At 41.0% G+C, this 12,143-nt stretch carries 17 protein-coding genes; 11 read left to right on the top strand and 6 right to left on the bottom strand.

All coding sequences use genetic code 11. The features are described 5' to 3' along the window. Positions 1-28: 28 nt before the first annotated feature. A complete protein-coding gene (locus BO219_RS11135) occupies positions 29-661 on the bottom strand; it encodes a YhcN/YlaJ family sporulation lipoprotein (RefSeq protein WP_077429571.1) in 633 nt (210 codons plus the stop codon). Positions 662-772: 111 nt separating this feature from the next. On the opposite strand from BO219_RS11135, the gene BO219_RS11140 reads away from it, so the two are divergent. Further along, complete coding sequence (locus BO219_RS11140; RefSeq protein WP_004892381.1) at positions 773-1,048, top strand: YutD family protein; 276 nt, start codon at positions 773-775, stop codon at positions 1,046-1,048. Positions 1,049-1,070: 22 nt separating this feature from the next. On the opposite strand, the gene BO219_RS11145 is transcribed toward BO219_RS11140, so the two are convergent. Both BO219_RS11145 and BO219_RS11150 read right to left on the bottom strand, forming a co-directional pair. After that, positions 1,071-1,343, bottom strand: a complete 273-nt coding sequence (locus BO219_RS11145) for a cytosolic protein (RefSeq protein ID WP_077429572.1) — start codon at positions 1,341-1,343, stop codon at positions 1,071-1,073. A 37-nt stretch (positions 1,344-1,380) separates the two neighbouring features. Then, on the bottom strand, positions 1,381-1,647 hold the full coding sequence (locus BO219_RS11150) for a DUF3055 domain-containing protein (RefSeq protein ID WP_035018914.1): 267 nt from the start codon (positions 1,645-1,647) through the stop codon (positions 1,381-1,383). A gap of 113 nt (positions 1,648-1,760) precedes the next feature. On the opposite strand from BO219_RS11150, the gene BO219_RS11155 reads away from it, so the two are divergent. From BO219_RS11155 to BO219_RS11165, 3 genes are all read left to right on the top strand, one after another. Then, positions 1,761-2,201: a DUF86 domain-containing protein gene (locus tag BO219_RS11155; protein ID WP_077429609.1), complete on the top strand. Its 441-nt coding sequence runs from the start codon at positions 1,761-1,763 to the stop codon at positions 2,199-2,201. Positions 2,202-2,251: 50 nt separating this feature from the next. Next, on the top strand, positions 2,252-2,884 hold the full coding sequence (locus tag BO219_RS11160; RefSeq protein ID WP_077429573.1) for a helix-turn-helix transcriptional regulator: 633 nt from the start codon (positions 2,252-2,254) through the stop codon (positions 2,882-2,884). A gap of 92 nt (positions 2,885-2,976) precedes the next feature. Beyond that, entirely contained in the window at positions 2,977-3,747 is a 771-nt protein-coding gene (locus BO219_RS11165; RefSeq protein ID WP_077429574.1) for a TIGR01457 family HAD-type hydrolase, read from the top strand. Positions 3,748-3,851: 104 nt separating this feature from the next. Here BO219_RS11165 and BO219_RS11170 read toward each other — a convergent pair whose 3' ends face one another. Next, positions 3,852-4,349, bottom strand: coding sequence for a phosphatidylglycerophosphatase A family protein (locus BO219_RS11170; RefSeq protein ID WP_077429575.1), 498 nt, complete (start codon positions 4,347-4,349; stop codon positions 3,852-3,854). A 132-nt stretch (positions 4,350-4,481) separates the two neighbouring features. On the opposite strand from BO219_RS11170, the gene yutH reads away from it, so the two are divergent. The 5 genes from yutH (at position 4,482) to thrB (ending at position 9,863) form a co-directional block, all read left to right on the top strand. Further along, positions 4,482-5,420: a spore coat putative kinase YutH gene (gene yutH / locus BO219_RS11175; protein WP_077429576.1), complete on the top strand. Its 939-nt coding sequence runs from the start codon at positions 4,482-4,484 to the stop codon at positions 5,418-5,420. 47 nt (positions 5,421-5,467) lie between these two features. Further along, positions 5,468-6,430, top strand: coding sequence for a 2-hydroxyacid dehydrogenase (locus BO219_RS11180; RefSeq protein ID WP_077429577.1), 963 nt, complete (start codon positions 5,468-5,470; stop codon positions 6,428-6,430). Positions 6,431-6,592: 162 nt separating this feature from the next. Further along, on the top strand, positions 6,593-7,894 hold the full coding sequence (locus BO219_RS11185) for a homoserine dehydrogenase (RefSeq protein WP_077429578.1): 1,302 nt from the start codon (positions 6,593-6,595) through the stop codon (positions 7,892-7,894). Further along, complete coding sequence (gene thrC / locus BO219_RS11190) at positions 7,894-8,952, top strand: threonine synthase (protein ID WP_077429579.1); 1,059 nt, start codon at positions 7,894-7,896, stop codon at positions 8,950-8,952. The genes BO219_RS11185 and thrC overlap by 1 nt, the downstream gene beginning before the upstream one ends. Next, positions 8,949-9,863: a homoserine kinase gene (thrB, locus tag BO219_RS11195; protein ID WP_077429580.1), complete on the top strand. Its 915-nt coding sequence runs from the start codon at positions 8,949-8,951 to the stop codon at positions 9,861-9,863. Before thrC ends, thrB begins: the two co-directional genes overlap by 4 nt. Positions 9,864-9,902: 39 nt before the next feature. On the opposite strand, the gene BO219_RS11200 is transcribed toward thrB, so the two are convergent. Further along, entirely contained in the window at positions 9,903-10,139 is a 237-nt protein-coding gene (locus BO219_RS11200) for a NifU family protein (RefSeq protein WP_003398276.1), read from the bottom strand. Positions 10,140-10,234: 95 nt separating this feature from the next. Between BO219_RS11200 and BO219_RS11205 the strand changes: the two genes are divergently transcribed. Beyond that, complete coding sequence (locus BO219_RS11205) at positions 10,235-10,540, top strand: YuzD family protein (protein WP_171700286.1); 306 nt, start codon at positions 10,235-10,237, stop codon at positions 10,538-10,540. Between the two features lie 125 nt (positions 10,541-10,665). Here the strand turns inward: BO219_RS11205 and BO219_RS11210 are convergent, their stop codons facing one another. Continuing rightward, positions 10,666-11,733, bottom strand: coding sequence for an NAD(P)/FAD-dependent oxidoreductase (locus BO219_RS11210; RefSeq protein WP_035020621.1), 1,068 nt, complete (start codon positions 11,731-11,733; stop codon positions 10,666-10,668). Positions 11,734-11,899: 166 nt separating this feature from the next. Between BO219_RS11210 and BO219_RS11215 the strand changes: the two genes are divergently transcribed. Then, the gene (locus tag BO219_RS11215) at positions 11,900-12,139 is read left to right on the top strand and encodes a YuzB family protein (RefSeq protein ID WP_006322168.1); all 240 of its coding nucleotides are present in this window, start codon (positions 11,900-11,902) and stop codon (positions 12,137-12,139) included. Positions 12,140-12,143 lie beyond the last annotated feature (4 nt).

The following is a 12,143-nucleotide window of genomic DNA, read 5'->3' on the forward strand; positions in this document are numbered from 1 at the left end:
CTTCATTTGAGCGGGACATCCTTTTTTCTTATTGCATCATATTCATTTCTTCGCGTTGCACGCCGTTTTCGTTTTCGCCACTACTTATTTTTTTACCTTGAGGCGATTTAAGCATTTCGTTAATTGTCTGTTGTAAAACTTGATCAACATTTTGACTGTTTGCATCTAAACGGCCAAAGCGTTCAATATCTTGAAACATGCGCGGATTATCCGAAACATACACGTGATAATAGCGCGGCACGACAGAAATGGCTGTTTTTTTCACTTGATCGGCCGTTTCGAATCGGTTTGTACTGTCTGTTTTGTAAACGACGAACACTGTATCGTCTGTGACGAGCGTTCCAACGTCATAAACGTTCGGAAGCTGTGTACATAATTTGCTAATTAAGTCCGCAACGTTTTCACGGTTTAATACTGGAATGGTCGCATATTGTGTCGTGTCCCCTGGAATAGGACTTTTTTGATGACGGACGTAACCGAAATTAGTTAACCGTGAATCCATCCCATTTTTTACGCCATGTTCGTTATATAAATCGTTTCGTGAACGGACGTTAATGGTGGTTCCGCTTTTTTCATACAAAGATGTGGATTCATTCATTTGAGCACAGCCAGATAATAAAACGATAGTGCTAATCCCTGTCCATAACCATGTATTACGCAAAGTAACTCCCCCCTTCTTTTTTATTATTCGTTTTATGGAAAGGATCATAATGGTGATTGCCTGGGAGAAAGACATGTTTTATGATAGAAATGGGAAGAAGAGGTGAGAACTATGATTTGCGTTCATAATACGTGTTACGAACTCGTGGAAAATGTGCGTAACGGGTTCAATGAAGAAGCGTTTCGTGCTCGCTACACAGACATTTTAAATAAATATGACTACATTGTCGGTGATTGGGGATATAACCAACTTCGTTTGCGAGGCTTTTTTGATGACCATAATCAGAAGGCGACATATGATACGAAAATAAGTACGTTATCGGAATATTTGTTTGAATATTGTAATTTTGGATGTGCATATTTTGTGTTGCGGAAAGTGAAAAAATAGGTCAGAACACCTGACCTATTTTTTATGAATATGGTTGTTGTCCGTTCTCGTCTGGATCGTCATGAACGGGATGTGCCCCTGGATCTTGGCGTGGAATATTTTGATGGAGCGATTTGTACTCATAATTAAAAGCACTATAATGTCGCTGTCCTTCTTGCCACGGGGTACTTTTATTTTGTACCGGCTCATGTTCACCACGCGGCGCACCATATGGACCTTCAGGCAACGTCTCTGGAACGAGAAAATTTTTTCTTGCTTCTACCGTTGAAAAATCATGATATGTTTCATCGGTCATATGAACGCTTCCTTTCGTTTTTTACATAGCGTATCCTTTAACCGACGATTTCATGTAAAAAGTTCCGTAATTCGTTTGCTTCCTCTTCATTGATATTGTATGCATGTTCAATATATCCTGGTTCTTGTAAGTCGTCTGAACCGATAATGGCAAACCGGTTACTTTGTAAATCAAGGACAAGCACTTTCCCATAAAAACGGTCTGTTTGGACGATCGCTAAATCAAACCGTTCATTTTTTCCAACGAAGCTAACAAAACGTGTTTTCGTATCGACTGTGTCATCATATAAAAAGAAACGCTCCATATTCAAACCTCCGTATGTTTTTGTTTGCTTCTTCATCTTAACAAATTTCTGATAGATGTGTAAAAGAAAGCGCTATGATACAATAAAATAAAACACTGAGGGGAAGATGGATGATGTATTTTGTTGATCGTCAAAAAATCGAAAAAACATTGCAATATATGGAGCAAATCGTTCATTATGTGGAACAACCGTTTCATACACCGATCGAGAAACTCGCGCTTGAGCGCATTGCACATGTCATTATTGAATCTATTATTGATGTAGGAAACGCAATGATTGATGGTTTTATTATGCGTGATCCAGGGAGTTATGAGGACATTATTGATATTTTAGTCGATGAACGTGTCCTTTCAGCTGAAGATGGAGAAGCGCTAAAACAAATCATTCATTTCCGTAAAAAGCTTGTTCAACAATACATCGCTGTGCCGCATGACGAATTGTTGGAAGTGTTGCAACGTCATAAGCATGTTCTTCATTCTTTTCCGCATGCTATTCGCACATACTTACATAATGAACTAGGTCCAGTGTCTGCCTTTTTAAACGAAAATGTTTAAAAATTGTGTGTATAGGGAAAATCGTATAAAATGGAAGAGGGTGAAAATTGATGCGAAAAAAAACCTCTTCTACAAAAGAGCAAATTTTAAAAATGTTAAAAGTGCAGAAACGGTTGACTGTCGGTGAAATGGCGGAACAATTGCAAATTACAGAAATGGCTGTCCGCCGTCATTTAAGTGCATTAGAGCGTGAAGAATTGATTGAATCGACGCTTGTTCGTCAGCCGATGGGAAGGCCGACGAACGTATATCAGTTGAGCGCAAAAGGACATCAGCGGTTCCCGCGTCATTATCAACAAACGATGCTTGATTTTTTAGCTGATTTAGAACAGATGGGCGGGAAACAAATTGTAGCAGATTTGTTTCAAAATCGACAAGAGCGAATGAGAAGACTATACGAACAACAATTTGGTGATAAATCGTTTGATGAAAAAATAAAAGAACTTGTGGCGGTACAAAATGAGCACGGATATATGTCAGAGTTGTTACAGTACGATGACGGTTCATTCGAGTTAGTGGAACATAACTGTCCGATTGCAGAGGTTGCCCAAGCGTATCCGATTGCTTGTGAGTGCGAACGAAAGTTGTTTGAGACGCTTATTCACGAGGCGGACATTGTGCCAAAAACATGTTTAGCTGATGGGGATGATGCGTGTCGTTACCATATTAAGCGAAAAAAATGAACAATCGTTGACAGTTGCTGCTCTCTTTTTGACAAAAATAGTTGTTTTGCGTTAAAGTTTGAACGTGCAAGTTGTCAAAAGGAGTGGCAAAAGTGAAAACGTATAAAGGATATTTAATTGATTTAGATGGTACGATGTATCGTGGGACCGAACGAATTGAAGAGGCGTGTGCGTTTGTGCATCGTCTTCATGAAAAGGGTATTCCGTATTTGTTTGTCACGAATAATTCTTCACGCACGCCAGAACAAGTAGCTGAAAAGCTACGGAATTTTGGCATCCCTGCAACGAAAGAGCAAGTATTTACAACAAGTCAAGCAACGGCCAATTACATTTATGAAAAGAAGCCGAATGCTTCTGTGTATGTGATTGGAGAAGATGGCATTCGTCGAGCGCTTGAAGAAAAAGGGTTTACATTTGCGAATGAAGATGCAGAAGTTGTTGTAATGGGCATTGATCGCAGCATTAATTATGAAAAATTAGCGATCGCTTGCTTAGCTGTTCGCAACGGAGCGATGTTTATTTCGACAAATGGAGACATCGCGATTCCGACAGAGCGTGGACTGTTACCAGGAAACGGTTCACTTACATCTGTTGTCGCTGTATCTACACAGACGAAACCCATTTTTATTGGTAAGCCAGAAAAAATTATTATGGAACAAGCGCTTGAAGTGCTCGGTGTGCCGAAAGAAGAAACGTTAATGATCGGGGATAACTACGATACAGATATTATGGCGGGAATGAATGCCGGAATAGATACACTTCTCGTTCATACAGGCGTGACGACGAAAGAAATGTTACAAACGTATGACCGACAACCGACGTATGTCATCGATTCGCTACAAGAATGGATGGAACGTATATAGAAAAGGCTAACCCTAGAACGCAAATGCGTCTCGGGGTTAGCCTTGTTTTTTTGTTATAAAATATGCAGCTTTATATCGATTAGCGGTGAAGGGGAAACAATCATTTATTCAATATGGGCCGCGCGATGCGCTAAGCGACTCGAAGCGGCAGCGGCAATTGCTCCGACAATATCATCTAAAAACGTATGACATTTGCCAGACGATTTATCATTCAATTGTTGTAAAATACCTGGCTTTTGTTTATCGATGTAACCGTAATTTGTAAAACCAATGGAACCATATACGTTAACGATGGATAAAGCTAAAATTTCATCGACTCCATACAGTCCTTCGTCTTTTTCGATAAACGATTGAAGAGGCTCTTCCAACAATCCTTTTTCCGCTAAAATATCGAGCTGAATGCCGGTAAATAGCGCATTTTGCACTTCGCGTTTTGCAATGACTCGATTGACGTTATGAATACATTCGTCCATTTGTAAGTCAGGATGATATTTAGATTGTAAATAATAAACGAGTTCCGCAATATGTTCAATTGTTACTCCGCGATCTGCGAGCCATTGTCGTGCGATTTGCTCCATTTTTCCTATTTTCTTTTCCTCCATCCAACTTCACCTATTTCATTTTTTATTTTTTACAATGTATGTGCTTTTTTATGAAACGTGCGTTTATTTCCTCTCTCATATGAAGTTTATACGTATTTTTTAAACATATACATGAAAGAGGGAGGGATGTGCATGGATTATTATTTTCGTGTCGATCATATGGAAACAAAAAATGATCGTTTTCTTGTTCGAAGTGGAAATGACATATATGTTGCGATACCGACGGATGAGAGAGAAAGCGACATACAGCAGTTATACTACATGGGGATGTATATGCGAACGCAAGGTGACGAAACGATTGCGACGTTGCTTCCGACGAAGACAGGTCGATTTGTTGGAAAGTTACAAGGGATGCAAGTCAGTGTGTGGAAAATGGAAAAGAGAAATGAAACAGACGATTTAGCACAACAGCTTGCATTATTTCATCAGCGCGGGCGCACATATCCGTATGATGTTTCCACAAGAAACCGATTCGGGCAATGGGGCGAGCTGTGGGGACAACGTATTGATCAATTAGAACAGTTTTGGCAATTGCAAGTGAGATCGTCTGAAAAAAGTGAAATGGACGAATTGTTTATTGAGACATTTCCGTATTACTTAGGTTTAGCCGAAAATGCGATTCAGTATGTCGTAGATACGCAATTAGACGAAGTTCCAATGCGTAGCGATATGCGAACCATTTGTCATGAACAATTTGCGCCTGAAGCATGGGAGATGGGGAAAATACCGACGGATTGGGTGTGTGATCATGCAGGTCGCGATATAGCAGAATGGATACGAACGCAATGGCTTATCAAACAAGTAGATGAAACGATTACGCATTTTTTACGGACGTATGAACGGGTGCAAACACTTAGTCGTTTTGCTTGGCGGATGATTTATGCCCGCTTACTATTCCCGCTTCATTATTTTCAAGCAATTGAAAACTATTACGGAGCAGAAGGAGACATAAGACAAGGCTATGAACAACAATTGAGACAAGTGTTTGAAGAGAGTGATATGTATGAACAAAAACTTCGCCATTTTCATGATATGACTACTGTTTCCATTCCTCGTCTTGACTGGTTATAAATGTGCTACAATAAAACGGAGGACAATGTGCGAAAGGGGTTAAAAAGATGGGAAGACCGTATGTGTTTATTACAAGAAAATTACCGGACGATATTGTTGCTCCGTTATACGACAAATATGATGTAAACATGTGGCCACACGAGCATCTTGTTGTTCCGCGCGACATATTGCTTCAAGAAGCAAATCGGTCGGAAGCGCTGATTACGATGCTATCTGATCGCATTGATGAGGAGCTATTAAAAAACAGCCCTAATCTACGCGTTGTTGCGAACGTAGCAGTCGGTTACGACAATATTGATGTAAAAGCAGCGACAAAACGCGGGATTATTGTTTGTAACACGCCCGATGTGTTGACAGAAACGACGTCGGATTTAACATTCGCTTTGTTGTTAGCAACAGCAAGGAGGTTAGTTGAAGCAACAGAGTTTATAAAAAGAGGAGAATGGAAAAGTTGGAGCCCGCTGTTACTTGCCGGGACAGATGTTCACCATAAAACGATTGGAATTGTCGGTATGGGGAAAATCGGGCAAGCTGTTGCGCATCGAGCGAAAGGGTTTCATATGCGCGTGTTATACTATAATCGTTCACGAAATATTGAAGCGGAACAAACGCTTGGTGCAACGTATTGTTCGTTTGACGAGTTGCTTGAGCAAGCGGATTTTGTTGTCTGTTTAACTCCTTTAACGAACGAAACGTATCAATTGTTTAATCGTGAAGCATTTATGAAAATGAAGCGGTCGGCCATTTTTATTAACGCAGGTCGTGGAGCGGTTGTTGATGAAAAAGCGCTGTATGATGCATTAATTGACGGACAAATTGCTGGTGCAGGATTAGATGTATTTGTAGAAGAACCGATTCAGTCGGATCACCCACTTTTACAATTGCCTAACGTTGTTGCACTACCACATATCGGAAGTGCAACGAAGGAGACGAGATATGCAATGATGCAACTATGTTGTCGCAATGTGATAGCTGTCTTAGAAGGGAGAGAACCTTATACTCCTGTGTAGAGCCAAAGGGCTCTTTTTTTATTTTTTAGAAAATTTTTAAACATAAAGCGTTTTCATATGGTACGATAATGAAAATAAGGATTGTAAAAGAAATAGAGATCCTCTATAATGTCTACTATATAAAAACAAATGTTCATTACAGAAAAACAAGAGGTGGGGAAGATGGTAAAAAGCGTATCAGTTGGATTGTTAGGATTAGGAACGGTTGGTAGTGGGGTAGTTAAAATTATTAAAAATCATCAAGATAAATTGATGCACCAAATTGGTTGCCCTGTTGAAATAAAAAAAGTTGCGGTGCGTGATCGCGATAAAAAAAGAGATGTCGTTTTGTCAGAGGCAGTATTAACAACACATGTAGAAGAAGTGATTAACGACCCGGACATTGATGTTGTCATTGAAGTCATGGGAGGCATTGAAGAAACGCGCCAATATATATTACAAGCATTAAAAAATGGAAAGCATGTCGTTACAGCGAATAAAGATTTAATGGCATTATACGGTACAGAGTTGCTCTCCGTTGCGTCTGAGTACGGTTGTGACTTATTTTATGAAGCAAGTGTAGCAGGAGGCATTCCAATTTTACGCAGCCTTGTGGACGGATTAGCTTCTGACCGCATTACGAAAATGATGGGGATTGTCAACGGAACGACAAATTACATTTTAACAAAAATGAGCAAATTTAATCGGCCGTATGAAGAAGTATTAGCGGAGGCGCAAGCGCTTGGTTATGCGGAAGCTGATCCGACGTCAGATGTGGAAGGATTAGATGCAGCACGGAAAATGGCAATTTTAGCTCGACTTGGCTTTTCGATGAATATTGATTTACAAGATGTATACGTAAAAGGGATTACTGGGATTACGGAAGAAGATTTAAACTATAGCAAACGGCTCGGTTACACGATGAAATTAATCGGTATTGCCCATCGAGATGGAGAGAAAGTTGAAGTGAGTGTACAACCAACGTTGCTACCGGAAACGCATCCACTTGCGTCTGTAAACGATGAATATAATGCAGTTTACGTTTATGGAGAAGCGGTCGGAGAGACGATGTTTTACGGTCCGGGGGCAGGAAGTTTGCCGACAGCAACGTCTGTTGTGTCCGATTTAGTTGCCGTCATGAAAAATATGCGTCTTGGGGTGAATGGAAGAAGTGCAGTTACTCCGCAATACGATAAGCAGTTAAAAGACGATAGCGAAATATACTCGAAATATTTTTTACGCATTCATGTGAAAGATCAAGTGGGAGCGTTTGCGAAAATTACATCGCTCTTTTCAGAACGTGGAGTAAGTTTCGAGAAAATTTTACAACTTCCTTTAAAACAAAAAGATTTAGCTGAAATTGTACTCGTTACACATCAAGCGTCCTTAAAAGATTATCGTGATGTATTGCAGCAATTGCGTGATTTAGAAGTTGTCGAAGAAATGAAAAGCTCGTATCGCGTAGAAGGGGAAGGTGCATTGTAATGTGGAAAGGGTTGTTACATCATTATCGTGACTATTTGCCAGTGAACGATCAAACGCCGCTGTTATCGTTAAATGAAGGAAATACGCCACTCATTCCGCTTATTCATTTGTCTGAAAAACTCGGCATCGAGTTATATGTTAAAACAGAGGGGGCAAACCCAACAGGATCATTTAAAGATCGCGGAATGGTGATGGCTGTCGCTAAGGCAAAGGAAGAAGGAAGCGATACGATCATTTGTGCTTCGACAGGTAACACGTCCGCTGCGGCTGCGGCGTATGCTGCGAGGGCGAATATGCGTTGCATCATCGTCATTCCTGATGGAAAAATTGCGCTTGGGAAGTTGGCACAAGCGGTTATGTATGGAGCGGAAATTGTTGCGATTCAAGGGAATTTCGATCATGCGCTAAAAATGGTGCGCCGTTTGAGCGAGCTGGCTCCGGTCACGCTTGTTAATTCGGTCAATCCGTATCGCATCGAAGGGCAAAAAACCGCAGCGTTTGAAATTTGCGAACAACTCGGGCAGGCGCCAGATATTCTTGCCATACCAGTTGGAAATGCAGGAAATATTACAGCGTATTGGAAAGGGTTTAAGGAATTTCATGAGAAGCATGGCACAAAATTACCGGAAATGCGCGGATTTGAAGCGGAAGGGGCGGCAGCGATTGTACGTAATAAAGTGATCGAAAATCCTGAAACGATTGCAACAGCAATTCGAATTGGTAACCCAGCGAGTTGGGAATATGCTGTTCAAGCTGCGAATGAATCAGGTGGAAAAATTGATGAAGTAACAGACGAACAAATTTTAAATGCGTATCGTCTACTTGCACGCGAAGAAGGAATATTTGCAGAACCTGCTTCGTGCGCATCCATTGCAGGTGTAATGAAGCAAGTAGAAAGTGGGGAAATTGCAAAAGGAAGCTGTGTTGTTGCCGTTCTTACAGGAAATGGGTTGAAAGATCCGAATGTAGCGATGGAAGCGATGAAAGTTCAACCGATCGTCTTGCCGAATGATGAGGAAGCGGTGTTTGCGCATATTCAAGGAGCTGTTCTTCAATGAATGATGGGGAGATGTTAAAAATTGTCGTTCCAGGAAGCACAGCCAACCTCGGTCCTGGCTTTGACTCGATCGGATTAGCGGTATCGTTACATTTAACATTGGAAGTCGTGCGTGCAGAATCGTGGGAATTTATCCCAAAAACAGATGAAGTAAAAAGCATTCCAACCGATGAAAGTAATTTAATTTATCAAGTAGCAAGTAAATTAGCAAGCGAGTATGGTGTAACGTTGCCGCCTTGTCACGTATTTGTCTCAAGCAATATTCCGTTTACTCGTGGGCTTGGTAGCAGTGCTGCAGCCATTGTGGCTGCTATTGAGTTGGCGAATGAGTTAGGATGTCTTTGTTTGTCGCAAGAAGAGAAAATGCGGGCAGCGAGCGTATACGAAGGGCATCCTGATAATGTTGGCGCCTCTTTGTATGGGGGGCTAGTGATCGGTAGTCATTTAAATGAACGCACACATGTTGTGAACATCCCACATATACCGATTGATTTAATAGCTGTCATTCCAACATATGAACTGGAAACGAAAAAATCTCGTACCGTTCTTCCGAGCGCATTTACGCGTGCGCAGGCGGTAGAAGCAAGCGCAATTAGTAATGTTCTTGTAGCTGCATTGCTTACACACAACTGGTCGCTTGTTGGTGAAATGATGGATGCCGATGTATTTCATCAACCATATCGGGAAAGTCTCGTGCCTGAATTGCAACATGTTCGTACGGTGGCGAAACGAAATGGTGCCTTTGGTGTTGCATTAAGCGGTGCTGGTCCGACGGTGCTATGTTTTGCGGAACGAGGGCAAGGAGAGAAAGTATATCATGCGTTGAAAGTGGCGTTTCCGTATAGCGATGTTCGGATGTTGTCAGTAGAGGAGACAGGTAGCTGTGTATATAAAATGGCGTTAGAGAAATGAAAAGGGTGCCCAATCATTTTTTGGACACCCTTTTTGCTGTTAGAACACTTGTTCAACTTCAACAACGCCAGGAACTTCTTCAAGCAATGCGCGCTCGATTCCGGCTTTTAACGTAATCGTTGAGCTTGGGCAGCTACCGCATGCGCCGAGAAGGCGAAGTTTAACAACTCCATCCTCCACATCAACTAACTCGCAATCTCCGCCGTCGCGAAGTAAAAATGGGCGAAGTTTATCTAATACTTCTTGCACTTGTTGTTTAATATCTTGATCTGCCATTTCCATCGACTCCTTTCACTAATTTTATTATAATCATCATGATGAAAAAAATCTATTCACGTTACTTAACTTTTTTCCAGGGGAGAGGATGAATGATGATCGAAATATGTGTGTATGGAGCGGATATGATTTGTGCTTCTTGTGTCGGTGCTCCGTCATCAAAAGATACGTATGAATGGCTTCAAGCTGCTGTTTCGCGAAAATATCCGAACCATTCATTTCAGTTTGTGTATGTTGATATTTTTTCACCACCAGAAGATGATGAAAAGCGTCAGTTTGCGCAAAAGATCATCGATGAAGATTTATTTTATCCTGTCGTTGTCATTAATGGTGAGATTGTTGACGAAGGAAATCCGAAATTAAAAAACATTTATGAAGCGATTGAAAAAAGGGCGAAGTAACTCGCCCTCATTCATTTTACAAAACACAAATCAGTAATTTGTGCTTCATGTTCAATGGAACGTTTGGAAAGCATATCTAACATACGCTCTTGTCTTTTCTGAATTTATACGAAAAATGTAGGAAATTAATATCCATTATGGTATTTGTACATCCATAAAACACCTGATTTTAGAAGGCGTGGGACGCGACCGGTTAGTGGACGATCAGCAACGAGACCAAATCCATGCTTTTTGCCTAATGATCCTAAAACGCCTTTTAATTTAATTGGTGGAAATTCGCTTGGTGGTTCTTCACCTTTCCACCGCTTTTGCAACACTTGGGCGATTTGTTCTGCCTGACCTTCAGCAAGTTGAGCGCTCGGAGCATGCGGTAAGCTTGCACAGTCCCCAACGACGTATACATTTTCTATATTCGGTATGTGATGTCTAGGTGTTAACACAACACGTCCTTGATTGTCTTTTTCAACATTCAGTTCGCGAACGACGCGATTCGGTTGAATGCCGGCAGTCCACACAATCGCATCACAGTGGATAGCTTCATCGTGGTTATACAACGTATGTTCTTCGACTTTTGTAATATTGGATTGGCGAATAAGCTCAACACCATGTGAATGAAACCATTGTTCTACATAATGACTTAGCCGTTCAGGGAACATAGACAAAATACGTGTGCCGCGATCAAACAGTTTCACGTGTAAATCTGGACGACTCTCTACTAGCTCGCTTGCCAACTCCACACCGCTTAATCCAGCTCCAACGACGCCGACAATGCTATGCGGTGGGAGATTGCTTAGCTTTTGGTACGTTTCTCTTGCTTTGTCGATAGTTTGAATGCTATAAGTAAAAATGTCTGCACCGGGGACACCGTGATATTTGTCTTCACAACCTAATCCGATGACTAAGTCATCGTACGGAATACACGTCCCATCTTGAAGGTGAACGACTTCGTGATGAAGATCAATTTTTTGGACCTCACCGAACACATAAGAGAGGCGAGGATGTTCTGGGAACGGGACGCGAATATGTTGGTCGCTAATCGTCCCAGCAGCCAAAGCGTAATATTCGGTTTTTAAGCAATGGTATGGAATGCGATCAATTAATGTAATATGAATGTGTTCTGGTAAATTTGGAAGGATGCGGAGTAAAATGCGCATATTTCCGTATCCGCCGCCAAGTAGCACGAGGTTTCTCATGGAAGCTTTCCCCTTTTGATAAAATTCGACCACTAAAAGTATAGCGAAATTGTGACAAAATAACAACATTTTTTCGTGAAGCATGAATAATTAAGATGTTTTTTTGATGTTAATATTACATCATTTTTTGTGAAAGTGTTATAATAATGAGATTGAGGTGAATATAGTGTTAAGACCGATCGTTGAATTTTGTATAAGCAATTTAGCAAATGGTTCCCAACGTGCCCTAGAGCAATTAGAGAAAGATCCTAACTTAGATATTATTGAATATGGTTGTTTAGGGTATTGTGGGAAATGTGCCAATACGTTGTTTGCGATGGTAAATGGGGATATTGTCACAGCAGAGAATGCGGATCAACTTGTCGAACGAGTTTATGCATATATTGAGGAAAATCCAATGTTTTAGGGGG

Origin of the sequence: Anoxybacillus kestanbolensis (assembly GCF_001996285.1) — a bacterium.
Taxonomy (GTDB): domain Bacteria; phylum Bacillota; class Bacilli; order Bacillales; family Anoxybacillaceae; genus Anoxybacillus; species Anoxybacillus kestanbolensis_A.